Source organism: Pseudonocardia oceani (assembly GCF_019263585.2).
In the GTDB taxonomy this organism is placed as follows: Bacteria; Actinomycetota; Actinomycetes; order Mycobacteriales; family Pseudonocardiaceae; genus Pseudonocardia; species Pseudonocardia oceani.
The window spans coordinates 1,971,584-1,994,729 of record NZ_JADQDF010000001.1 but is presented as its reverse complement, the minus strand read 5'-3'; the positions used below and the strand labels follow the sequence as shown (position 1 = coordinate 1,994,729).

Below are 23,146 nucleotides of genomic sequence, written 5' to 3'. Positions count from 1 at the left end.
CGCAACGGTTGTACTCTGGACGTTCGGTGCGCCTCTGTGCGTCCCGGGATGCATCTGCAGCCGTCGTGCCGTTCGAGGTAGCACCTCTGAGGGACCAGCGGTCCCGGGCCGGCGGACAGGCACCACCAGCACGACGTCAACTGTACGTACACCTGTCACGGATCGCGGAGGACATGGCCAAGAAGGACGGGGCGATCGAGGTCGAGGGCCGGGTCGTCGAACCCCTGCCGAACGCGATGTTCCGCGTGGAGCTGGAGAACGGGCACCGGGTCCTCGCCCACATCAGCGGCAAGATGCGGCAGCACTACATCCGGATCCTCCCCGAGGACCGCGTGGTGGTGGAGCTGTCTCCGTACGACCTCACCCGCGGCCGCATCGTCTACCGCTACAAGTGACCGACCAACTGAGAGAGCGACGGACGTGAAGGTCCAGCCGAGCGTCAAGAAGATCTGCGACAAGTGCAAGGTGATCCGCCGTCACGGCCGGGTCATGGTGATCTGCGAGAACCTGCGCCACAAGCAGCGCCAGGGCTGATCGCTCCGCAGCTCTTCGTCCACAGGACGCAGCAGTAGCAACACAGAGGAACCCGACGCACCTACCGCGCCACACGGGCGCAACCCACCCCCGGAACCAGGCCGGGGCCCGGATCGACAGCACCGAGCCGAGCGGCAGCGAGGCGAGAATGCGGAGAGCCGGGACGGGCGTCGGGCAGACCTGGACACGGTTACGACAGGAGAAACCGCCGCATGGCACGTCTTTCCGGTGTCGACCTCCCCCGCGACAAGCGGATGGAGATCGCGCTCACTTACATCTTCGGGATCGGTCGCACCCGCTCCCTGGAGATCCTCACCGCCACGGGCATCGACCGCGACATGCGCTCGAAGGACCTGACGGACGACGACCTCACCAAGCTCCGCACGTACATCGAGGAGCACCTGCGCGTCGAGGGCGACCTGCGCCGCGAGGTGCAGGCCGACATCCGTCGCAAGATCGAGATCGGCTGCTACCAGGGGATCCGGCACCGCCGGGGTCTGCCGGTGCGCGGCCAGCGCACCAAGACCAACGCCCGCGGCCGCAAGGGACCGAAGAAGACGGTCGCCGGCAAGAAGAAGGCAGGTAAGAAGTAATGCCGCCCCGCACTCGCCAGCAGGCCGGACCCAAGAAGGTCCGTCGCAAGGAGAAGAAGAACGTCGCCCACGGGCACGCTCACATCAAGAGCACGTTCAACAACACGATCGTGTCGATCACCGACCCGACCGGTGCCGTGATCGCGTGGGCCTCCGCCGGCCACGTCGGTTTCAAGGGCTCGCGCAAGTCCACGCCGTTCGCGGCGCAGATGGCTGCCGAGAGCTGCGCCCGCAAGGCCGCCGAGCACGGCATGAAGAAGGTCGACGTGTTCGTGAAGGGCCCGGGTTCCGGTCGCGAGACCGCCATCCGTTCGCTGCAGGCCGCAGGCCTCGAGGTCGGCACGATCTCGGACGTGACCCCGCAGCCGCACAACGGCTGCCGTCCGCCCAAGCGGCGCCGGGTCTAGGGGAGGGAGACAAGAGATGGCTCGCTACACAGGACCCATGACGCGCAAGTCGCGTCGTCTCAAGGTCGACCTCGTCGGCGGCGACCAGGCGTTCGAGCGTCGCCCCTACCCGCCCGGCCAGCACGGCCGGATCCGGATCAAGGAGACCGAGTACCTCCTGCAGATGCAGGAGAAGCAGAAGGCCCGATTCGCGTACGGCGTGCTGGAGAAGCAGTTCCGCCGCTACTACGAGGAGGCCAACCGTCGCCAGGGCAAGACCGGTGACAACCTGCTGCAGATCCTCGAGACCCGCCTCGACAACGTCGTGTACCGCGCGGGCCTGGCCCGCACGCGGCGCATGGCCCGTCAGCTCGTGAACCACGGTCACTTCCTGGTCAACGGCCAGAAGGTCGACATCCCGAGCTTCCGCGTGTCGCAGTACGACGTGATCGACGTCAAGCCGAAGTCGGTCAACACGGACCCGTTCATCATCGCCAAGGAGCTCCTCGGCGACCGTCCGGTTCCGGCGTGGCTGCAGGTCGTCCCCTCGAACCTGCGCATCCTGGTCCACCAGCTGCCCGAGCGTGCGCAGATCGACACGCAGGTCACCGAGCAGCTGATCGTCGAGCTCTACTCCAAGTAGCAGGTAGACGCTCGACACCCCCGGTCCCGAAGGGTGGGACCGGGGGCTCACCACGGCTTCAAATAGCGGTCGCCGTGGCGCCCTAAGGAGGCACACACCCCATGCTGATCTCTCAGCGCCCCACCCTGGCCGAGGACTCGGTCGTCGACACCCGCTCCCGGTTCGTCATCGAGCCGCTGGAGCCCGGGTTCGGCTACACGCTGGGCAACTCGCTCCGGCGCACGCTGCTGTCGTCCATCCCGGGCGCGGCGGTCACCAGCATCCGCATCGACGGCGTCCTGCACGAGTTCACGACCGTCCCGGGGGTGAAGGAGGACGTCACCGACATCATCCTGAACCTCAAGGAGCTGGTCGTGTCCTCCGAGGAGGACGAGCCGGTCACGATGTACCTGCGCAAGCAGGGCCCCGGCCCGGTCACGGCGGGCGACATCGTCCCGCCGGCCGGTGTCACCGTGCACAACCCGGACTTGCACATCGCCACGCTCAACGACAAGGGCCGCCTCGAGGTGGAGCTCGTCGTCGAGCGGGGTCGCGGCTACGTCCCGGCCATGCAGAACAAGGCCACCGGCGCCGAGATCGGCCGCATCCCGGTCGACTCGATCTACTCGCCGGTCCTCAAGGTGACCTACAAGGTCGAGGCCACCCGCGTCGAGCAGCGCACCGACTTCGACAAGCTGGTGCTCGACGTCGAGACGAAGCCCTCGATCACCCCCCGCGACGCGCTGGCCTCGGCCGGCAAGACGCTGGTGGAGCTGTTCGGTCTCGCCCGCGAGCTGAACGTCGACGCCGAGGGCATCGAGATCGGCCCGTCGCCGCAGGAGGCCGACACCATCGCCGCCTTCGCGATGCCGATCGAGGAGCTCGACCTCACGGTCCGCTCCTACAACTGCCTCAAGCGCGAGGGCATCCACACCGTGGGCGAGCTCGTCGGCCGCAGCGAGGCCGACCTGCTCGACATCCGCAACTTCGGTGCGAAGTCGATCGACGAGGTCAAGATGAAGCTCGTCGGCCTCGGGCTCGCGCTCAAGGACAGCCCGCCCGGATTCGACCCGTCGGCCGCGGCCGCCGAGTACGGCTCCGACGGCGGATACGACGCCGACCAGCCGTTCGGCGACGACGGCCAGGACTACGCAGAAACGGAGCAGCTGTAGCCATGCCTCAGCCCACCAAGGGGCCCCGCCTGGGCGGGTCACCCGCGCACCAGCGGCTGATCCTGGCCAACCTGGCGACGTCTCTGTTCGAGCACGGCCGGATCACGACGACCGAGGCCAAGGCGCGCAAGCTGCGCCCCTACGCCGAGCGTCTGATCACCAAGGCCAAGGTCGGCGACCTGCACAACCGTCGCGAGATCCAGAAGGTCATCCGCGACAAGACCGTCGTGCACCGTCTGATCGCCGACATCGGCCCGTTCTTCGCCGACCGCCAGGGCGGCTACACCCGGATCACCAAGACGCTGCCGCGCAAGGGCGACAACGCCCCCATGGCCGTGATCGAGCTGGTCCGGCAGAAGACGGTCACCGACGAGGCCAACCGCGCCCGCCGGGCCGCCGCCTCGCAGCAGGCCGCGACCACGCCCGCGGGCGAGACCGCCGAGGAGGCTTCGGAGAAGGCGCTCGACGCCGCCGCCGAGGCCCCCGAGGGCAGCGACACCCAGGAGAAGGCCCTGGACGCGGCCGAGGCCGCCCAGCAGGCCTCCGACTCCGCCGACGCGCCCTACGGCGAGGGCAGCCACGCCCCGCTGGAGGACGCGGACGAGGCGCCGGAGGGCTTCGAGATCAAGGGCAACGCCGACTCGATGCTCTACCACGTCCCGGGTTCGCGGTTCTACGACAACACCGTCGCCGAGGTCTGGTTCGCCAGCGCCGAGGCGGCGGAGGCCGCCGGCTTCTCCCTGCCTGCCTCGCAGCAGAAGAAGGACGAGTCCTGAGCCACCCGCTCCACGTGCCCGAGCCCGTCGTCCCCCCGGACGGCGGGCTCGGGCCGTCTCTGCGGCAGCGCCACCGGTTGGACCTCGCCTACGACGGCACCGACTTCTCCGGGTGGGCGGTGCAGCCCGGCAGGCGGACGGTGTGCGGGGTGCTGCTCGACGCGCTGTCGACGGTGCTGCGCGAGCCCGTCGCGGTGACGGTGGCCGGGCGCACCGACGCCGGGGTGCACGCCACCGGCCAGGTCGCGCACGCCGATCTCCCCGCCGACCTCGACCCGGCGTGGCTGGTCCGCCGCCTCGCGCGGCTGCTGCCGCCCGACGTGCGGGTGCGGGCCGTCCGGCCCGTCCCCGCCGCCTTCGACGCCCGGTTCGGCGCGCTGCGCCGCCACTACCGCTACCGCCTCGCCACCGCCCCGCACGGCGCCGAGCCGCTGCGCGCCCGCGACACCGTCGCCTGGCCCTTCCCGGTGGACCTCGACGCCCTCGGGGCCGCGTCCGCGCTGCTGCTGGGCGAGCACGACTTCGCCGCGTTCTGCAAGCGCCGCGAGGGCGCCACGACCGTGCGGGCCCTGCAGGACCTGCGCTGGAGCATCGACGACGAGCGGGTCGTCACCGCCGCGGTGTCCGCCGACGCCTTCTGCCACTCGATGGTCCGCAGCCTGGTCGGCGCATTGCTCGACGTCGGGCGCGGGCGGCGGGCCGTCGAGTGGCCCGCGGGCCTGCTGCGGCGCGGTGAGCGGGCGAGCGAGGTGCCGGTGGCGCCGGCGCACGGGCTCACCCTCGTCGGGGTCGACTACCCGCCCGACGACGACCTCGCGGCGCGGGCGGAGCAGACGCGCCACATCAGGTCGGCCGCCCCGCCGCCCGTGGATCCGGCGCCCGTGAACTCTGCGTGACCGAACCGGACCGGCGCTGCCGCCGGAGCCCGGTGCGGACGTAGCGTCGGCCTTCCCACCGAGCGCGGGAGGACCCATGACCGCCGAGCCGACGCCTGACGCCGCTCGAGACCACCCCGGTCCACGGCGCGGAGATCGTCGCCGTGGAGCCGGGGAGCAACGGCCGGTGTCCCGCAGATGGTGCTGGGGCGCCTCGCGTCCGGCTACCGCGGCAACATCCTGCCCGCGGCGCTCATGACGATCACGTCGGGCTTCGGGTGGTTCGCGGTCAACAGCGTCAGCGCCTCGTTCGCGCTCGACTCGCTGACCGGGCTCCCTGCGCCGTTCTGGCTGGTCGTCGTCGTGCTGGTGCAGGTCGGCGTCGCGTTCTTCGGGCACGACCTGGTGGCAGGCGTTCGAGTGCGTGGCGTTTCCCGTGCTCGCGGTGGTGCCGGGGATCGGCGCGGTGATCGTGCTGGCGTCGTCGGACCCGTCGTTCGTACGCCGCCGACTACGCCCGCTACCTCCCCGCCGACAGCCCGCGCCGGCGCGTCGGGCTCGGGATGGGCTTCCCGATCCGGCTGGAGCGGGCCCGGGCCGTCGTCGCGGTGGCGTTCGGGGTCGTCGGGTTCGTCATCGCGCTCGTCGCGGGCATCGTCGTCTCGGTGGGGCTGTTCTCCAACCGGGCGCTGTTCGTCGGCCTGGTGCCGTCGGTGGCGCCCGGGATCGGCGACATCACGTTCCTCGTCGGGACCGCGCTGTCGGCGGGCTTGTACGCGGTGCTGTTCCGCCGGAGCATGGCCCGGTGAACCCCGAGATGCTGGACGTCGCCGTCGAGGAGGCCCGCGCCGGGCTCGCGGAGGGCGGCATCCCGATCGGCGCCGCCCTGTTCGCGGGCGACGGCACGCTGCTGGGCCGCGGCCACAACCGCCGCGTCCAGGACGGCGACCCGTCGATGCACGCCGAGACCGCGGCCTTCAAGGCCGCCGGGCGGCAGCGCGACTACCGCACGACGATCATGGTGACGACGCTGTCGCCGTGCTGGTACTGCTCGGGGCTGGTGCGCCAGTTCGGGATCGGCGCGGTCGTCGTGGGGGAGGCGCAGACGTTCTCCGGCGGGCACGACTGGCTCGCCGAGCACGGCGTCGAGGTCACGGTGCTGTCCGACGAGCGGTGCGTCGCGCTGATGACCGACTTCGTCGCCGCCCGGCCGGACCTGTGGTTCGAGGACATCGGGGAGGTCCCGTGATCGCGACCGTCGACCTGCGCGGCCCCGACCCGGCCGCCGTCGACACGGGGCTGCAGGAGGCCGGGTTCCTGCTGGTCACAGGGCACGGCGTCTGGTCACCGGGCACGGCGTCGACGTGGCACTGCGTGCCGAGCTGCGGGCGGCGGCGCGGCGGTTCTTCGCGCTGCCGGCGTCGGTGAAGCGGGGCGTACGCGGGGGCGTCGGCGGGCGCGGGTGGCTGCCGCCGGGCGTCGAGGCCAACAGGTCGGTCGAGGGGCCGGACCCCGACGGCGGGGAGCACCCGCCGGACCTCAAGGAGTCGTTCGCTATCGGGCCCGACACCCCGACCGGGGACGCGGCCGTCGACGCGGTGTGGTTCCCGCCCAACGTCCGGCCCGCCGAGGTGCCCGAGCCGCAGGCCGTCGTCACGCGGTACCTGGCGGAGATGACGGCCCTGGCGGAGATGACGGCCCTGTCGGGACGGCTCCTGGAGCTGTGCGGGACCGCGCTGGGCGTGGCGCCGCTGAGGACGACGACCCCGACCTGGACGTGCAACATCAACCGCTACCCGCCGCTCACCGAGGTGGGCGAGCCCGCGCCGGGGCAGTTCCGGATCGTCCGCACACCGACTTCGACACCGTCACCGTGCTCGACCGCGAGCCCGGGGCGGGCGGCCTGCAGGTGCACAGCGACGCCGGGGGATGGGAGGACGCGCCCTACGACCCGGACGCGCTCACCGTCGACGTCGGCGACCTGCTCGCCCACCGGACGGGGATGCGCTGGCGCTCCGGGCGGCACCGCGTGCTGCCGCCGCAGGCGGGCGCGCCGCACGAGGAGGCTGATCTCGCTCGTGTTCTTCTTCGAGCTCGACCACGACGCGCTCGTGAGCCCGCTCGCGCCGCCGATCGGGCGGCGCGAGGACCTGGAGCCGGTGGTGTCGGCGCCGTTCCTGCGGGAGCGCCTCACGGCGATATCGGTAGGATAGGGATCCCGGGCGGCTGAGTTCTCCCGAACGCCCACGGCGGGCGGCACCCCGGGGTTAGCGTCCGCGGATGCGGACGCCCGCCACCCGCGACCACGCCGACGCCCACCGGTTCGGGGTGCGGCGCCTGGAGTCCGCGCTGGTCCGCGCAGATCCGGTGCCGCTGCACGAGCAGCTGCGCACGCAGCGCCGGGCCGCGGTGGCCGGGGCGGTCCTCGGGGTGCTGGTGCTGGTCGGCGCGTTCGTGTGGGCGAAGGTCGACCCGCGGCCGGGGTGGGCGGCGCAGGCCGTCGTCGTCGGGGCGGAGTCCGGGGCGATGTACGTGGTGGCGCACGGGCCCGACCGGCTCGTGCCGGTCGCCAACCTGCCCGCCGGGCGGCTCGTGCTCGCCGCACTGCACCACGGCGGGGCGAGCGAGGTGGACCCGGCGACGGCCGAGCCGGTGCTCGTGGCCGACGCCGACCTCGACGCCGCGGCGCGCACCCCCACCGCCGCGGTGCCCGGGGCCACGGCGGTGCGGCTGGGCGGGGAGGTGGTGGCGCCGCGGTGGGCGGTGTGCGACGTCACCGATGCGGAGACCGGGGAGTTCCGCACGACGGTGGTGGGCGGGGCGGTGCCGGTCGCGCCGCCCGCCGCCTCGCTCCTGCTCGCCGTGCAGGGCGGCGGCACCTGGCTCGTGACCGGGGGCCGGCGCCACCGCGTCGACCCGGCCGACCGGGCCGCCACCGGAGCGCTGGGGCTGGACGGGCGGGAGCTGCGCCCGGCGTCGGCGGCGCTGGTCAACGCGCTGCCCGAGGGGGTCGCGCTGCGCACCCCGCGCGTCCCCGACGCCGGCGCGGCCGGACCGGACGGGGCGGGCGAGGTGGGCGACGTGCTGGTCGGGCGGCCGCTCGGCGGCGCCCCGCCGACGTTCCACGTGCTGCTGGCGGGGGGCGTGCAGCAGGTCCCGGCGCCCGTGGCGGAGGCGCTGCGGGCCGCGGGCGCGGTGGTGCGGGAGGTCGGACCGGAGGTCCTGGCGCGGCTGCGGCCGCTGGTCGTGCTCGACGTCGTCGGGTGGCCGGAGGCGGTGCCGCCGCCGTCGGAGGAGCCCGTCGTGTGCGCGGTGTGGTCGGCCGCGGACGGAACGGTGGCCCTCGTGGGTCCGGCGCTGCCCGTTCCGGCGGGCGCGGTGGGCGTCGACCTGGCGCAGGCCGACGGGCCGGGGGAGCGGGCCGACGCGGTGGTGCTGGTGCCCGCGGGCGGCGGGGCGGTGCGGGCCACCGGGCCGGGGCGCGCGCCCGGGGCGGGGCCGCTGTGGCTCGTCGCGGCCACCGGCGTCGCGTACGGGGTGGTCGACGGGGCCACGGCGCAGGCGCTCGGCGTGACGGCGGCGGAGCCGGCGCCGGAGTGGGCGCTGCGGCTGCTGCCCGTCGGCGGGGCGCTCGACGTCAGCGCGGCGGAGCGGACGGTGGACGTGCTGCCGGGCTGACCCCCCGGGCGGCATCGCGGCGGCGCAGGTGGGCGGCGAGGGCGGCGGCGGTGCCGAGCAGGACGGCGACGGCGGCCAGGTCGAGGGGCGGGGCTGAGGGGATCGCTCCAGGCCCGGTGCCGAGGAGTGCGCCGGTGCTCGAGGCAGCGGCCGGAGCGGTGAGGACGGCGGGTTCGGCGGTGAGCGCCGCGACGGCGTCGATGGTGCCGGCGCCGAGCGCGTCGTCGCGTCCACCGGCCGGGCGGCGGGCCGTGGCCACGACCCGGTCGACGACCTGCGCCGCGGTCAGCTCCGGGAAGCGCTCGCGCACCAGCGCGGCCAGCCCGGACACCAGGGGTGCGGAGAAGCTGGTGCCCGCCGGCGGCTCCGCGGTGAGCCCGCCGCCGACCGCGAGCGAGCGCGCGCCCGTGCCGGGGGCGGCGAGGTCGACCCAGTGCCCGGCGACCGTGAACGCGGCCGCGGCGTCGTCGGGGCCGGTGGCGCCGACCGCCACCACCTCGTCGTACCAGCCGGGCAGCGACACCGGCCCCGGCTCGTCGCCGCACCCGCCGACGCCCGCGTTGCCCGCCGCGGCGACCACCACGACGTCGGCGTCGGCGGCGAGGCGCAGGGCCGCCTGCAGCCGCGAACCACCGGCTCCGGCCCGCTCCGGCGGGAGGCACACCGCCTCCGAGACGTTGACGACGTCGGCGCCGGCCTGCACGGCCAGCACCACGCCCTCGGCGAGCGTGGTGAGGTCGCCGGCCGTTCGCGGCCGCCCGTCGGGGCCGGGCGCCGACGACGGACCGGCCTGGCGTATCGCGAGCAGCGTGGCGCCCGGGGCGACGCCGACGACCTCGTCGTCGGGCGAGGGGGCGGCCGCGATCAGCCCGGCGACGGCGGTGCCGTGGCCGTCGCAGTCGTCGAGGCCGGTCCCGGGGCCGCCGCCGGTGAGGAGGTCACCCCCGCCGCGCAGTCGACCGGCGAGCCGCGGGTGCGGCGCCACCCCGGTGTCGATCACCGCGACGAGGACGCCCGCGCCGGTGGCGAGGCGGTGGGCGTCGGCCAGGCGCAGGCGGTGTGCGGGCGGCGGGTCGGGCGGGACGGCGGTGCCGGCGGGCAGCGGTGCGCACCCGGGCGCGGCCGCGGCCTGGGCGGGTGCCGCGCCGGTGCCGAGGAGGACCAGCGCCGTGAGAACTGGGGTCAGCGCTCTCACAGCGCCCGCACCAGTGCGAACAGCCCGGTCGCCGCCAGCGCCAGCGGCACCGCGGACACGACGAGCACCCCCTCCAGCAGGTCGACGGCCCGCCGCGCGACCGGCGAGGGCGGGGGCCGCTCCGGACCCGCGACGACCGCGACCGCGGCCACGGCGATCCCGGCGACCAGCAGCCGCCCGGGACCGTCGGAGCCCAGCGCCACCGCGATCGCCAGTGCGGCCCCGCCCGCCACCGTGCAGGCGAGCAGCGCGCGGGCCGGTGCGGCGTCGGCGAACCCCCGCGCGCGCAGCCCCAGGACGGCCACCACGACCGCGGCGAGGGCGATCCCGGCCCGACCCCCGCCCGCGGCCACGAGACCCGCCGACGCCGCCGCCAGGACGCCGCAGCCGCCCACCAGTCCGGCGAGGTGCGCGCGGGCGAGCGCGGCGCGCTCGGCGAGCTCGGCGAGCGGCAGGGGATCGTCGTGGGCGGCGAGCTCGCCCGCGTCGGTGGGCACGACCGGTCCGGGCAGGGCCGCGAGGCGCAGCGCGGCGCGGGGCAGCAGCGGCCCGGCCAGCAGCGCGAGGGCGCCGGTGCCCGCCGCGAGCGCGGCGGGGGAGGCGCCCAGGCGCAGGTGCAGGAGCGCGGCGAGGGCCGTCGGGACGGCCACGGCCACGGCCGCGACCAGCACCGGGTGGACGGTTCGCCGCAGTGCCTGCGCGGCCCCCGCGACGACCCCCGCCGCCGCGACGGCGAGCAGCACCTGCGCGGTGCCCGGCCCGGTGGCCGCGGCTCCGCTCGCCGCCGCCCCGGTGCCCGCGGCCAGTGCGACGGCGACGAGCGGGTGGCGGTCGGTGCGGGCCGTCCGCGCCAGCGCCGCCACCGCGGCGAGCCCGCCGAGCACCGCCGCCGCCACGCCCCACGGCCCCGCCGGCACCGTCGCGAGGACGACGGCGGCGAGACCGGCGAGGACGACGGCGACGACCGCCCGGGCGTCGGGGAGGGGGCGCTGCGTTCCGTCGTCCGCCGTCGCGGCCAGCGCGTCGACCGGGTCGTCGAACACCGGGGCCGGCGGCGGCGGGCCGTCCGGACCGAGGCGCAGCACCTCGCCGTCGAGCACACCGAGCTCGTCGAGCGTGGCCGCCGGGTGCAGGGGGCCGCCGGTGACGCCGGTGAGCCGCCACGGCAGCATCCGGCGCCCCGGGCCCGGCTCGCCCACCAGTTCCAGCACCATCGGCACCAGCTCGCCCACCGGCACGTCGGCCGGGAGCGCGACGTCGACGCGCGTGCGCGGGGCCAGCACGGTGAGCCGGGTGTAGGCGGGCGGGCCCGGCTCGGCCACCGGTCGGGCGACGGACATGGGGACCTCGACTTCCTCCGAACGGCCCCGCCGGACGGGCGCGGCTGCCTACCATCCCCCGCGCCCGGGCCGTCCCGTGGGCGTTCCGGAGAACTCGTGGAGGTGGGTGCGTGGGCACGATCGGGCTGGTCCGGCCGCGGCGCGCGGTGCCCCGCATCCCCGACGGCGAGCTGGTGCTGGAGCCGCCGCCCGAGCCGGAGCGGGTGGTGCCGGCCGGGATGGTCGCCCGGCTGCTGCCCGCCGTGATGCTCCTGGCGTCGGTCGGGTTCGTGGCGGCACTGGGCGTCCGCAACCCGACGTCGTGGCTGTTCGGCGGCATGATGATGGTCTCGACGCTGGGGATGCTGCTCACCGGCTCGGGTGGGCGCGGCGGGGGCGACCGGTCGGCGTCGGTCGACGAGGACCGCCGCGACTACCTGCGCTACCTCGCCCAGCTCCGCCGCCGCGTCCGCACCGTGGCCGCGGCGCAGCGCACCGGCCTGGAGAGCGTGCACCCCGACGCCACGGCGTGGCCCGCGGTGCTCGCGGCGGGCCGGCTGTGGGAGCGCCGCCCGGCCGACGCCGACTTCGGGCGGGTGCGCGTCGGGTGCGGGCCGCAGCGCCTCGCGACCCGGCTCGTCGCTCCGCGGACCGGGCCGGTCGAGGGCGTCGAGCCGATCACCGGGCTGGCGCTGCGCCGGTTCCTGCACGGGCACGCCGTGGTGCCCGACCTGCCGGTCGCGCTGGCCCTGCGCTCGGGCTCGACGGTCTGGCTGGAGCCGCCCGCCGGCTCGGCGGACCTGCGGCCCGCCCGCGCGCTGGCCCGCGCGGTGGTGGCCGGGTACGCGCTGTGGCACAGCCCGACCGACGCGCTGCTCGCCGTCGTCGCGCCGCCCCCGCTGGCCGCCGAGTGGGACTGGGCGAAGTGGCTGCCGCACACGGCCCACCCCCGCCGCCGCGACGCGATCGGCCCGCTGCGGATGCTCACCGGCGACGCCGACGAGGTGCGCCGCTGGTGGGTCGCCGAGCTGGCCGGGCGTCCGGCGGGACCGGGGGCGGGCGAACCGCACCTGCTCGTCGTCGTCGACGAGGTGGCCGACGGGCCCGGCCCGTGGGCCGCGGTGGCCGGGGTGACGGTGCTACGGGTGGGGCCGCCGCCGGGGCGGCGCCCGGCGCCGTCGGTGGTGCGGCTGCTGGTCGGGGAGGGCTCGCTGGAGCGGGCCGGGGGAGACGAGGGCCCCGAGGACGAGGAGACCGGTGTCCGCCCGGTGGGACGCCCCGACGCGGTGACCGTGCCCGAGGCCCGGGCGCTGGCCCGGCGCCTGGCCCGCTACCGCCCCGACGGCCCGGTCGCCGCCGACGGCACCCGACCGGCCGCGGGCCTGCCCTCCCTGCTCGGCCTCGACGCCGGGCACGGCGGGGTCGAGGCGCTGCGGCGGCGGTGGCGCCACACCGACACCGACCGCCTGCGCGTGCCGATCGGCCTCGACGAGAGCGGCGGCCCGCTGCACCTGGACCTCAAGGAGTCCGCGCAGGGCGGGAGCGGCCCGCACGGGCTGTGCATCGGCGCGACGGGCTCCGGGAAGAGCGAGCTGTTGAGGACGCTCGTGCTGGGCCTCGCCGCGTCGCACCCGTCTGAGGAGCTCAACCTGGTGCTCGTCGACTTCAAGGGCGGGGCGACGTTCCTGGGGCTCGCGGCGCTGCCGCACGTCTCGGCCGTGATCACCAACCTCGCCGACGAGCTGGCGCTGGTCGACCGCATGGCCGACGCCCTGGCCGGGGAGATCACCCGGCGCCAGGAGCTGCTGCGCGCCGCGGGCAACCTCGTCGGGGTCACCGAGTACGCGGCGCTGCGGCGCGCGGGCGCCGACCTGCCGCCGCTGCCGGCGCTGCTCGTCGTCGTCGACGAGTTCTCCGAGCTGCTCGCCCAGCGCCCCGAGCTGCTGGAGCTGCTCGTCACGATCGGGCGGCTCGGCCGCTCGCTCGGCCTGCACCTGCTGCTCGCGTCGCAGCGGCTGGAGGAGGGGCGCCTGCGCGGGCTGGAGTCGCACCTGTCGTACCGGATCGCGCTGCGCACGTTCTCGGCGGCGGAGTCGCGGGCCGTGCTCGGCGTCCCGGACGCCCACCGGCTCCCGGCCGCGCCCGGTTCGGCGTTCCTGTCCACCGGCACGGGCGAGCTGGTCCGGTTCCGCGCCGCGTACGTCTCCGGGCCCGCCGAGGCGCCGCGCCGGGTCCGCGGCACGGCCTCGCGCAGGGCGCACCCGTTCGAGGTCCGCCCGGTGCCCGCGCCGCCCGTGCCCGCCGCCCCGCCCGGGCCCGCCGCGCAGGCCGGGCCCGAGGAGCTCCCGACGGTGCTGGAGACCGTGCTCGCCGCCCTCGACGGGCTCGGTCCGCCCGCGCACAGGGTGTGGCTGCCGCCGCTGGGCGACCCGCCGCCGCTCGACGAGCTGGTCGGCGCCGTGCGGCCGGTCCCGGGGCGCGGGCTGGCCGCCTCCGGTGGGCGCGGGGGAGCGCTGCGGGTACCCGTCGCGCTCGTCGACCGGCCCTACCAGCAGCGCCGCGACCCGCTGCTGCTCGACGTCTCCGGCGCCGCCGGGCACCTGGCGGTGGTGGGCGGGCCGCGGTCGGGGAAGTCGACGGCGCTGCTCACCGCGGTGCTGGGGCTCGCGCTGACGCACACGCCCGCCGAGCTGGGGGTGCACGTGCTCGACTTCGGCGGTGGCGCGCTCACCCCGCTCGCCGGGCTCCCGCACGTCGGCACCGTCGCCGACCGGCTGCAGCCCGACCTGGTGCGCCGCACCGTCGCAGAGGTCGCCGCGCTGCTCATCCGCCGCGAGCAGCTGTTCCGCGACGCGCAGCTCAGCGGCGTCGAGGCGTTCCGGGCGCGCCGCGGCACCGGGGAGTTCGCGGCCGAGCCCGCCACCGACGTGCTGCTCGTCGTCGACGGCTACCTCACGCTGCGCCACGACTTCGAGGACCTGGAGGCGCGGCTGCTCGCCGTCGCCGCGCAGGGGCTGTCGTTCGGGGTGCACCTGGCGGTCACCGCCGCCCGCTGGAGCGAGCTGCGCCCCGCGTTCAAGGACCTGTTCGGCAGCCGTCTGGAGCTGCGACTGGGCGACGTCGCCGACTCCGAGGTCGACCGGCGCCGGGCGGCATCGGTGCCCGCCCGCCCCGGTCACGGCCTCGCCCCGGACGGGGCCGCGATGGTGCTGGCCGCGCCCCGGCTCACCGGAGGCGACACGGCGGCGCTCGTCGCGGACGTGGTGCGGGCCCGGCCGGGCGCGGGGTTCGCGCCGGTCCGGCAGCTGCCCGACCGGCTCGACCACGACCGGTTGCCCGACCCCGAGCCCGGGTCGACCGGGATCCCGCTCGGCGTCGACGAGGAGCGGCTCGCGCTCGTGCAGCTCGACGTGGCCGCGCAGCCGCACCTGGTCTGCTTCGCCGACGCCGAGAGCGGCAAGACCGCGCTGCTGCGGCTGCTCGCGCACGGGATCGTCGCCCGGTCGACGCCCGACGAGGCGCGGATCGTCGTGCTCGACTACCGGCGCACGCTGCTCGGCGCGGTCCCCGACACGCACCTGATCGGCCACGCCAGCACGCCCGGCGCGGCGGCCGACGCGGTCACGGAGGTGGCGGCCTCGCTGCGGCGGCGGCTGCCCGGGCCCGGCGTGTCCGCCCGCGCGCTGCGCGAGCGCAGCTGGTGGACGGGGCCGGAGGTGTACGTGCTGGTCGACGACTACGACCTCGTCGCGCCCACCGGCGGCCACGGCGGCACGCACCCGCTGCTGCCGCTGCTGGAGTTCCTGCCGCAGGCGAAGGACGTCGGGCTGCACCTGGTCGTGGCGCGGCGCTGCGGCGGCGCGGGCCGCGCGCTGTTCGACCCGGTGCTCGGGCGGCTGCGCGAGCTGTCGGCGCCCGGGCTGGTGATGAACGGGAGGCCGGACGAAGGCGCGCTGGTGGAGGCGGTGAAGGCCGGGCCGCTGCCGCCGGGGCGCGGCACGTTCGTCGACCGGCGCCACGGCGCGCGGCGGGTGCAGCTGGCGTGGGTGCCGCCGGTCGACGGGCCGTGACGGTGCCGGTCCGCGCAGTCGTGCAGGTCGGTCGGTCGGTCGTGCGCGTGGCGCGGGAGGGGCCGGACGGGGAGCCGCGGGTCGTCGAGGTGCCGGTGGAGCCCGGCGTCGCGCTGCCGGTGCTGCTGCGGGGGCTGGCCGGCGCGGCCGATGTCGTGTTCCTCCGGGCCGAGGCGGTCGCGGCGGGGCGGCCGGAGGTGGTCGTCGTCGACGCCGGGGCACGCGCGACGGAGGTGTCGCTCGTCCGGGGCGGTCGTGTGGTGACCCGGCGCGGCGCTCCCGGTGGCGACCGGATGGACGCGGTCGTGGCGGGGCTGCTCGGGGACGGGGACCAGCCGCGGGCCCGACGGGTGCGGGAGGCCCTGTCGCTGCACGAGGAGGCGGAGGGCCTGCGCGCGGCCGAGGTCCGGGCGGCGCTGCGGCCCTGCCGGGCCGAGGTGGTGCGCGCCGTCGTCGCGGTGGCCGGGCGGCCGGACGTGCCGGTGCTGCTCGTCGGCGGAGGCGCGCGGTCCCCGGACCTCGCCGCGGACCTCGACGCGGCCGGCCTGCGCGATGTCGTGGTCGCCCCGCGGCCCGAGGCGGCGGCGGCGCTGGCGGCGCTGACCCGGCTGCCCCCTCCTGTCTCCGGGGCGTCGTCCCGCCCGCGGTGGCTGCCCGACCCTCCGCCGCGACGGCGCCGCACCGGCCGGACGTTCTTGGCCGCCCTCGCCGCCGCCGTCGTCCTGGGGGCGCTGCACGTGCTCGGCGGGCTCCTCGCGTCCGCACCGGGGCCGCCGCCCACGGGGGTGCTCGCGCAGTACGGCTACCGGTTCGCGCTGCCCGAGGGCTGGGCGCACACCGGCGGGCTGCCCGAGCGCCGCCGCAGCCTGCTGACGCCCGTGGCCGCGCCCGAGGGCAGCGACCTGATCGCCGTCGAGGCCACTCCACTGGGCTACGACGCCGCCGCGGAGCCGGCGCGGGCGGCCGCGGAGCTGCGGGCGGAGTTCGACGCCGGTGGGCCCGGCCTCTCCGGCTACGACGCGCGTGCGCGGTTCGGGGGGCGCGCGGTCACCGCGTACCGGGAGCGCGCCGGGGCGTCCGTCGTCGACTGGTACGTCCTGCTCGACGGCGGCACGCAGCTCAGCGTCGGCTGCCGGCACACCCCGACCGGCACGGCGGCGGTCGCGGCGGCCTGCGCGCTCGTGGTGGGCACGCTGCGGGGCGGCTGAGGCGTTCGCGCCCGCACACTCCTGCCTCGAAACGCCACGGGACGCGGTCCCCGGCTGGCACGGTCCCCCCACGCGGGCGACCACGAGGTCGCCGGACTGAGGAGGAGTGCGATGGACGGGTTCGGCACCTCGACCGAGGACATGATGGCCGCCGGCGCACGGGCGATGGAGGTGAGGGACACCGTCCTGGCCGACCTGCGGGCGCTGCAGGGCCGGCTCGCCCCGCTCGCGTCGTCGTGGTCGAGCGACAGCTACCGCGCCTTCGTGGCGCTGATGGCGCGCTGGGACACCGACGCCCAGCGCCTCGGCGAGGCGCTCGGTGCGATCGGCGAGGCGATCCGCACGTCGGGCACGAGCTACCAGGCGTCCGAGGACGCCTCGCGCGAGCAGCTGTCGACGATCACCGCGGCACTGGGCTGAGGGGGAGCGGGACATGACGGAGATCAAGGTCGGGTTCGGTGCGCTGGCGACGGCGCAGGAGGACATCCGGGCCACGACGAAGCGGATGCACGACCGGCTCGCGGAGCTGGAGGCGGGTCTGCGCCCGGTCACCGCGACCTGGCAGGGCGAGGCCGCGCTGTTCTACCGGGAGAAGCAGCGGGAGTGGGACGACGCCGCCGTCGGCATCGCGGCGGTGCTCGAGCGGATCGGCCGCGCGGTCGGCGCGGCGAACGAGAACTACCAGCAGGTGGAGGCCCGCAACCGGTCGCTCTGGACCTGAGCGGAGCGGTCCGGAGGGGGCGTTTTGACCCTCCTCCGGACCGGCGGGTACCCTCGACAACCGATAGTGCGGCGGGAGGTCGTGCGCTCCGAGGAGTGCACCCCGCCTCCGGGGCCCGGTGCCCTTTTCCGCACCACACGCACCAGAGGCAGCTCCCGAGCCCGCAGTTCGACGAGCACTAGACAGCGACGAGGTAGGTCCGTGTCCACGTACAGCCCGAAGCCCGGCGATATCACCCGCGCCTGGCACGTGATCGATGCTACGGACGTGGTGCTCGGCCGCCTCGCCACGCATGCCGCCACGCTCCTGCGCGGCAAGCACAAGCCCACCTACGCGCCGCACATGGACACCGGTGACTTCGTCGTCATCGTGAACGCCGAGAAGATCTCCGTGTCCGGCAACAAGCGCGACGACAAGTTCGTCTACCGCCACAGCGGTTACCCGGGCGGTCTCCGCCAGCGGTCCGTCGGCGAGATGATCGACAAGCAGCCCGACCGCCTCGTCGAGAAGGCCGTCAAGGGCATGCTGCCCAAGAACAAGCTCGGCCGCGCCATGGGCAAGAAGCTCAAGGTCTACGCCGGCCCGAGCCACCCGCACGCCGCGCAGCAGCCGGCCGCGTTCGAGATCACGCAGGTCGCTCAGTGAGCACCCCTGAGTCCGTGACTCCTGATCCCACGACAGAAGGACAGCCCGTGACCAGCCCCGAGCCCGAGGTCGAGGCCATCGCCGAGGACGAGGTCCCCGCGGAGGCCGTCGAGGCCGAGGCCAGCTCCGACGAGCTCGACGCCGTCGACGACGAGTACGACACCGACACCGACGTCGACGTCGACGTCGACGTGGCCAGCGACGTGCCGGACGCCGTGTTCTCCGACCGCCCGGTGCAGACCGTCGGCCGCCGCAAGGAGGCCGTCGTCCGCGTCCGCCTCATGCCCGGCAGCGGCAACTTCACGCTCAACGGCAAGAGCCTCGAGACCTACTTCCCGAACAAGCTGCACCAGCAGCTGATCCGGGAGCCCCTCGTGCTGCTCGAGAAGACCGAGCGCTTCGACATCTTCGCCCGCCTGCACGGCGGCGGGATCTCCGGGCAGGCCGGCGCACTGCGCCTGGCGATCGCCCGTGCGCTCATCGAGGTCGACGCCGAGGACCGCCCGCCGCTCAAGAAGGCCGGCTTCCTCACCCGCGACCCGCGCGTGATCGAGCGGAAGAAGTACGGCCTCAAGAAGGCCCGCAAGGCGCCCCAGTACAGCAAGCGCTGAGCATGGGCGAACGACGTCTCTTCGGTACCGACGGCGTTCGCGGACTGGCCAACGGCGAGCTCCTCACCCCGGAGCTCGCCGTTGCGCTGTCCGCCTCCGCCGCGCGCGTGCTCGCCGAGCGCGACCGGACGCACCGCCCGGTCGCGGTGGTCGGGCGCGACCCGCGGGCCAGCGGTGAGATGCTGGAGGCCGCGGTGGTCGCCGGGCTCACCTCGGCGGGCGCCGACGCCGTCCGCGTCGGGGTGCTGCCGACGCCGGCCGTCGCCCACCTGGTCGACGTCCTCGGCGCCGATCTGGGCGTGATGATCTCCGCCTCGCACAACCCGATGCCCGACAACGGCATCAAGCTCTTCGCCTCCGGCGGGCACAAGCTGGCCGACGCGCTGGAGACCGCCGTCGAGGACGGCATGACCGCCGACGGCCGCCGGCCCACCGGTGCCGCCATCGGCCGCGTCCGCGACCTCGCCGACGCCGCCGAGCGCTACACCGCGCACCTGTTGGCGGGGACGCCGTCGCTCGCGGGGATCCGCGTCGTCGTCGACTGCGCGCACGGGGCCGCGTCGACCGTGGCCCCCGACGCCTACCGCCGCGCCGGTGCCGACGTCGTCGCGCTGCACGCCGACCCCGACGGCCTCAACATCAACGACGGCGTCGGCTCCACCCACCTCGCACTGCTGCAGGACGCGGTCCGCGAGCACGGTGCCGACCTCGGCATCGCCCACGACGGCGACGCCGACCGCTGCCTGGCCGTCGACGCGGCGGGGCGGGTCGTCGACGGCGACCACATCCTCGCCGTGCTGGCCGTGGCGATGCGCGACGCGGGCGAGCTGGAGCAGGACACGCTCGTCGCCACCGTGATGAGCAACCTGGGGCTGCACCTCGCGATGGAGGCGGCCGGGATCGCGCTGCGCACCACCGCGGTCGGCGACCGGTACGTGCTCGAGGAGCTGCGCTCGGGCGGGTTCACCCTCGGCGGCGAGCAGTCCGGTCACGTCGTGCTCCCCACCCGCTCCACCACCGGTGACGGCCTGCTCACCGCGCTGCGGATCATGGCCCGGATGGCCGAGACCGGTGCCTCGCTGGCCGAGCTGGCCGGGATCATGACGGCGCTGCCGCAGGTGCTGCAGAACGTCGCCGTCGTCGACAAGGCGGCGGTGGCGCAGTCGGCCGCCGTGCGCGACGCCGTCGAGGCCGCGCAGGCGGAGCTCGGCGGCACCGGGCGGGTGCTGCTGCGCCCGTCGGGCACCGAGCAGCTGGTGCGCGTGATGGTCGAGGCCCCCACCGAGGAGCAGGCGCGCGGCACCGCCGCCCGGCTCGCCGAGGTCGTGGCCGCGGCCCGCTGAGGGCCGGCCCCGTCCGCTCACGGCTTCCCCGGTTCCGCCCCGCGGCGGGGCGGTCGTGGGCGAGGATCGGCCGGTGCCGTCCGGCCTGCATCTCGACCCCGACCGCCTGCACGCCCACGGGCGGCGCCTGGCCGGGCTGCTCGCCGAGCTGCTGCCGCTGCCCGTCGTCGACGGGACGGCGCGGGCGGCGCTGGCCGCGGCGCCCGACGGGGCGGTGCTGCTGGCCGAGCTCGACCGCGCGGCGGCGGCCGTCGACCGGATCGGCCGCGAGCTGGCCGACCTGACCGCGGGGCTGCACGTCACCGCCTACGCGGCCGGTGCGGCCGACACCGAGGCGCGCGCCGCGCTGCTGGAGCCGTCGTGAACGGGGGCGAGCCGCGCGACGGGGCGGAGGACGCGCTGGTGGCTGCGGCCGGGGTGCTGGCCGTCGCCGCCGCCCGCATGGAGCACGCTCTGCCCGCCCTCGGCCGCCTGATCGCCGACGTCGGGGACGACTGGCTCGACGACGCCGGCCGCGCCTGGGCCGAGCGCGCCGGCCTCGCGCGCCGGGCGCTGGACCGGGAGCTCGACGCCGCGCTGGCCGCGGCCCGGATCGTGGCGGCCGCGGCCGAGCGGTGGGTGGCGGACGCAGCGGTCCCGGGCGGGCCGGTCGCGGGCGGGCCGGTCACGGCCTCGGACACCGGCGGGCGGGCCGCGGACACCGGCGGGCCGCCCTCGGTCCGCGGTGGCGCCGGCCCCCGGCTGGGTGGGACCGCAGCCCGCCGGGTCGAGGACGAGCGCGGGATGAGCGTGGCTCGGCTCGGGGAGGACGGGTAGCCCGGCACCCGTGCTGGGGTCGGGGTGCCCGCCGGTCCGGACTGCGCACGGAGTGGCGTCCTGCGCATGTCGGGACGTGCGCGGTCGGCCACCAGGTGCGCGGGTGGGTGCGGGAGTGAACGGTGCCGGGTCAGGAGCGGGAGACGACCTCGGTGCCGGGCACCTTGCCGACCACGACCTCGTCGAGCGGGCCGTTCTCGTCGGACAGCTCGCGCAGCAGGAACGCCGTGACCAGGCCCCGGGTGAGGCGCCGGGTCTTCGCGTCGGGGCTGCCGGAGAGCAGGAGGTCGCTCCAGTGGGTGCCGTCGAGGAAGCCCGTGTGCGTGGCCTTCTTCAGCGTGCGCAGCACGACCGCGCCGCCCGCGGAGGCCGACACCGGCTCCGCGTGGCCGGCGGCGGGGGCGACGGTGTCGCGGCCCGCCGTGAGGTGCAGGGTCGGGACGGTGACCTTGCGGGCGGCCTCCAGGGCCGACGGGCGGGTCTGAGCGAGCGCGATCGTGACGACCGCGCGGGCCCGCGCGTGGCCGGCGGCCGCGAGGAGGGCGACGCCGCCGCCGATGCCGTGCCCGGCGAAGGCGGTGCGGCGGGCGTCGACGCTGATCCGGCCGTCGCCCAGGCGCACGCCCGCGCACACCTCCAGCGTGGTGCGCAGGTCGGCGGCCATGCCCGCGTGGCTGGGCAGCGGGCCCTGGTGCCCGCCCGGCGCGGCCGCGACGATGCCCCACGTCGCGAGGTGGCGCAGCAGGTCGGCGTAGCGGGATGCGGGCTGCAGCCAGTCGTGCGCGAACGCGACGGCGGGCAGGCCCAGGCCCTCCTCCGGCGCGAAGACGACGCCCGGGATGCCGACCATCCCGAGGTCGCCGCGCAGCGCCGTGAGCGGACCCGGGCGGGAGAGCTGTTCGAGGGCGTCCTTGCCGCCGCGCAGGTCGGAGAGCTGCGAGCGCACCGCGGCGGGCGAGGACGAGCGGGTCCGGGTCACAGCGCAGAACCGTAGTACCGTGCGCCCGCCGTCGCCGGTCCGGGACGGGTGTCACCCGTTCGTGACCGGCCCGGACGAGACATCGCGCGGGCCGGCCGATCCGACCCGGCCTACCCTCGCCCGCATGTGGGGTGTGTGGACGGCCGGCCAGATCCGCGACGCCGAGGCCGCGATGATGCGGCACGTCCCCGGCGAGACCATCATGCGGCGCGCCGCGTACGGGCTGGCCGTGCGCGTGCGGGCCGCGCTGGGGGCCGTGGCCGGGCGGCGGGTCGTGCTGCTCGTCGGGGCCGGGCACAACGGCGGCGATGCGCTGTGGGCCGGCTACGAGCTGCGCCGGCGGGGCGTCGCGGTGACGGCGGTGCTGCTGGTGCCCGAGCGCGCCCACGCACCCGGGCTGGCTGCGCTGCGCCGGGCCGGTGGACGCGTGACCGGCGCCGACGGCGCGGCGGACCTCGTGCAGCGCGCCGACCTCGTGGTGGACGGCATCGTCGGCATCTCCGGGCGCGGTGCGCTGCGCGAGCCCGCGGCGGGGCTGGTGGCCGCGGCCGCGCGGGCCGGGGTGCCGGTCGTCGCGGTCGACCTGCCCAGCGGCGTCGACACCGACACCGGCGAGGTCCACGCGCCCGCGGTCCGGGCGGACGCGACCGTGACGTTCGGGGCGCGCAAGCCCGTGCACGCGCTGGCCGCGCCGGCCTGCGGGCCGGTGCACCTCGTCGACTTCGGGCTGGGCCCGTACCTGCCGGAACCGCACGCCCACGTGCTCGAGGCCCCCGACGTGGCCGCCCGCTGGCCGGTGCCCGGTCCGGCCGACGACAAGTACACGCAGGGTGTGGTCGGGGTCGCGGCCGGTTCGGCGGTCTACCCGGGCGCCGCGGTGCTCGCCACCGGCGCCGCCGTGCTCGCGACCAGCGGAATGGTGCGCTACGCGGGCACCGGGGCCGAGGCCGTGCACGCGCGCTGGCCAGAGGTCGTCGCCACCGCGGACGTCGACGGTGCCGGGCGGGTGCAGGCCTGGACCGTCGGGCCCGGCTCCGGAACCGACGACACCGGCCGCGCCACGGTGCTCGCCGCGCTGGCCGACGACGTGCCGCTCTGCCTCGACGCCGACGCGATCACGCTGCTCGCGCAGCACGCCGACCTGCGCGACGCCGTGCGCGGCCGTCCGGTGGTGCTCACCCCGCACGACCGCGAGTTCGCGCGCCTGGCCGGCGACGTCGGCACCGACCGGATCGGCGCGGCCCGGCGGGCGGCCGCCGACCTCGGGGCGACGGTGCTTCTCAAGGGCAACGCGACCGTCGTCGCCGACCCGGGCGGCCGGGTCCTCGTGCACCCCGCGACCTCGTCCTGGGCGGCCACCGCAGGCTCGGGCGACGTGCTCTCCGGGATGATCGGCGCCCTGCTCGCGGCGGGGCTGGAACCCTGGTGGGCGGCCGGCTGCGCCGCGTTCGTACACGCGCGCGCCGCGGAGACCGCGGCCGCTGGAGCCCCCGCCCCGGCATCGCTGATGCAGGCCGCGATCCCCGCCGCCGTGCGGTCGCTGCGGGCGGCGGAGCGGGCCCGCGACGCTCGGTGACGACCCCGCGGTGAGGCGGCGCACGCC

General features: G+C 76.5%; 26 protein-coding genes and 1 pseudogene. 24 read left to right on the top strand and 3 right to left on the bottom strand.

The features are described 5' to 3' along the window. Window positions 1-173: 173 nt before the first annotated feature. The 14 genes and pseudogenes from infA to eccB all read left to right on the top strand — a co-directional run bounded on the left by infA (window position 174) and on the right by eccB (window position 8,636). On the top strand, window positions 174-395 hold the full coding sequence (gene infA, locus I4I82_RS09840; RefSeq protein ID WP_028929190.1) for a translation initiation factor IF-1: 222 nt from the start codon (window positions 174-176) through the stop codon (window positions 393-395). 25 nt (window positions 396-420) lie between these two features. Then, on the top strand, window positions 421-534 hold the full coding sequence (gene rpmJ, locus I4I82_RS09835) for a 50S ribosomal protein L36 (protein ID WP_010148647.1): 114 nt from the start codon (window positions 421-423) through the stop codon (window positions 532-534). A gap of 212 nt (window positions 535-746) precedes the next feature. Next, window positions 747-1,127 (top strand): 30S ribosomal protein S13, encoded by a 381-nt coding sequence (gene rpsM, locus I4I82_RS09830; protein WP_218588930.1) that lies wholly within the window; start codon window positions 747-749, stop codon window positions 1,125-1,127. Then, window positions 1,127-1,534, top strand: a complete 408-nt coding sequence (gene rpsK, locus I4I82_RS09825) for a 30S ribosomal protein S11 (protein ID WP_141278890.1) — start codon at window positions 1,127-1,129, stop codon at window positions 1,532-1,534. The genes rpsM and rpsK overlap by 1 nt, the downstream gene beginning before the upstream one ends. A gap of 16 nt (window positions 1,535-1,550) precedes the next feature. Beyond that, a complete protein-coding gene (rpsD, locus tag I4I82_RS09820) occupies window positions 1,551-2,156 on the top strand; it encodes a 30S ribosomal protein S4 (RefSeq protein WP_141278892.1) in 606 nt (201 codons plus the stop codon). 101 nt (window positions 2,157-2,257) lie between these two features. After that, entirely contained in the window at window positions 2,258-3,307 is a 1,050-nt protein-coding gene (locus I4I82_RS09815; RefSeq protein ID WP_172157823.1) for a DNA-directed RNA polymerase subunit alpha, read from the top strand. 2 nt (window positions 3,308-3,309) lie between these two features. Then, entirely contained in the window at window positions 3,310-4,083 is a 774-nt protein-coding gene (gene rplQ, locus I4I82_RS09810) for a 50S ribosomal protein L17, sunset domain variant (protein WP_218588931.1), read from the top strand. A gap of 14 nt (window positions 4,084-4,097) precedes the next feature. Further along, a complete protein-coding gene (gene truA, locus I4I82_RS09805) occupies window positions 4,098-4,979 on the top strand; it encodes a tRNA pseudouridine(38-40) synthase TruA (RefSeq protein ID WP_226369971.1) in 882 nt (293 codons plus the stop codon). A 542-nt stretch (window positions 4,980-5,521) separates the two neighbouring features. After that, a complete protein-coding gene (locus tag I4I82_RS09800; RefSeq protein WP_218588932.1) occupies window positions 5,522-5,767 on the top strand; it encodes a hypothetical protein in 246 nt (81 codons plus the stop codon). A gap of 8 nt (window positions 5,768-5,775) precedes the next feature. After that, complete coding sequence (locus I4I82_RS09795) at window positions 5,776-6,207, top strand: nucleoside deaminase (protein ID WP_218588940.1); 432 nt, start codon at window positions 5,776-5,778, stop codon at window positions 6,205-6,207. After that, window positions 6,204-6,386 carry a hypothetical protein gene (locus I4I82_RS09790; protein WP_218588933.1) on the top strand — a complete coding sequence of 61 codons (183 nt, stop codon included), beginning with the start codon at window positions 6,204-6,206 and terminating at the stop codon, window positions 6,384-6,386. Before I4I82_RS09795 ends, I4I82_RS09790 begins: the two co-directional genes overlap by 4 nt. Continuing rightward, a pseudogene (locus I4I82_RS09785) lies at window positions 6,323-6,523 on the top strand (hypothetical protein); the annotation flags it as partial. The gene I4I82_RS09790 and the pseudogene I4I82_RS09785, both read left to right, overlap by 64 nt. Window positions 6,524-6,558: 35 nt before the next feature. Next, entirely contained in the window at window positions 6,559-7,188 is a 630-nt protein-coding gene (locus I4I82_RS34755; RefSeq protein WP_308112864.1) for a 2OG-Fe(II) oxygenase family protein, read from the top strand. Window positions 7,189-7,238: 50 nt separating this feature from the next. Then, entirely contained in the window at window positions 7,239-8,636 is a 1,398-nt protein-coding gene (gene eccB, locus I4I82_RS09775) for a type VII secretion protein EccB (RefSeq protein ID WP_218595648.1), read from the top strand. Here the strand turns inward: eccB and mycP are convergent. Both mycP and eccD read right to left on the bottom strand, forming a co-directional pair. Continuing rightward, window positions 8,596-9,831, bottom strand: a complete 1,236-nt coding sequence (gene mycP / locus I4I82_RS09770; RefSeq protein ID WP_218595647.1) for a type VII secretion-associated serine protease mycosin — start codon at window positions 9,829-9,831, stop codon at window positions 8,596-8,598. The two genes, eccB and mycP, sit on opposite strands and share 41 nt — an antisense overlap. Further along, window positions 9,828-11,171, bottom strand: a complete 1,344-nt coding sequence (gene eccD / locus I4I82_RS09765; RefSeq protein WP_218595646.1) for a type VII secretion integral membrane protein EccD — start codon at window positions 11,169-11,171, stop codon at window positions 9,828-9,830. Before eccD ends, mycP begins: the two co-directional genes overlap by 4 nt. Window positions 11,172-11,281: 110 nt before the next feature. Here eccD and eccCa point away from each other — a divergent pair, with 110 nt between their 5' ends. The 9 genes from eccCa to I4I82_RS09720 all read left to right on the top strand — a co-directional run bounded on the left by eccCa (window position 11,282) and on the right by I4I82_RS09720 (window position 20,564). After that, entirely contained in the window at window positions 11,282-15,220 is a 3,939-nt protein-coding gene (gene eccCa / locus I4I82_RS09760; protein WP_218595645.1) for a type VII secretion protein EccCa, read from the top strand. After that, entirely contained in the window at window positions 15,217-16,428 is a 1,212-nt protein-coding gene (locus I4I82_RS09755; protein ID WP_218595644.1) for a type VII secretion-associated protein, read from the top strand. The genes eccCa and I4I82_RS09755 overlap by 4 nt, the downstream gene beginning before the upstream one ends. A 111-nt stretch (window positions 16,429-16,539) precedes the next feature. Further along, complete coding sequence (locus tag I4I82_RS09750; RefSeq protein ID WP_218590289.1) at window positions 16,540-16,848, top strand: WXG100 family type VII secretion target; 309 nt, start codon at window positions 16,540-16,542, stop codon at window positions 16,846-16,848. A 13-nt stretch (window positions 16,849-16,861) separates the two neighbouring features. Then, on the top strand, window positions 16,862-17,149 hold the full coding sequence (locus I4I82_RS09745; RefSeq protein ID WP_218590290.1) for a WXG100 family type VII secretion target: 288 nt from the start codon (window positions 16,862-16,864) through the stop codon (window positions 17,147-17,149). 201 nt (window positions 17,150-17,350) lie between these two features. Beyond that, on the top strand, window positions 17,351-17,794 hold the full coding sequence (gene rplM / locus I4I82_RS09740; RefSeq protein ID WP_172157846.1) for a 50S ribosomal protein L13: 444 nt from the start codon (window positions 17,351-17,353) through the stop codon (window positions 17,792-17,794). 47 nt (window positions 17,795-17,841) lie between these two features. Then, window positions 17,842-18,405, top strand: coding sequence for a 30S ribosomal protein S9 (gene rpsI, locus I4I82_RS09735; protein ID WP_226369970.1), 564 nt, complete (start codon window positions 17,842-17,844; stop codon window positions 18,403-18,405). Between the two features lie 2 nt (window positions 18,406-18,407). Further along, window positions 18,408-19,748, top strand: coding sequence for a phosphoglucosamine mutase (gene glmM, locus I4I82_RS09730; protein WP_218590291.1), 1,341 nt, complete (start codon window positions 18,408-18,410; stop codon window positions 19,746-19,748). Between the two features lie 73 nt (window positions 19,749-19,821). Then, entirely contained in the window at window positions 19,822-20,112 is a 291-nt protein-coding gene (locus tag I4I82_RS09725) for a hypothetical protein (RefSeq protein WP_218590292.1), read from the top strand. Beyond that, complete coding sequence (locus I4I82_RS09720) at window positions 20,109-20,564, top strand: hypothetical protein (RefSeq protein ID WP_218590293.1); 456 nt, start codon at window positions 20,109-20,111, stop codon at window positions 20,562-20,564. Before I4I82_RS09725 ends, I4I82_RS09720 begins: the two co-directional genes overlap by 4 nt. A gap of 130 nt (window positions 20,565-20,694) precedes the next feature. Here the strand turns inward: I4I82_RS09720 and I4I82_RS09715 are convergent, their stop codons facing one another. Further along, window positions 20,695-21,543: a dienelactone hydrolase family protein gene (locus tag I4I82_RS09715; protein WP_226369969.1), complete on the bottom strand. Its 849-nt coding sequence runs from the start codon at window positions 21,541-21,543 to the stop codon at window positions 20,695-20,697. Window positions 21,544-21,667: 124 nt separating this feature from the next. On the opposite strand from I4I82_RS09715, the gene I4I82_RS09710 reads away from it, so the two are divergent. After that, a complete protein-coding gene (locus I4I82_RS09710; RefSeq protein ID WP_218590294.1) occupies window positions 21,668-23,119 on the top strand; it encodes an NAD(P)H-hydrate dehydratase in 1,452 nt (483 codons plus the stop codon). The last annotated feature ends 27 nt before the right edge of the window (window positions 23,120-23,146 follow it).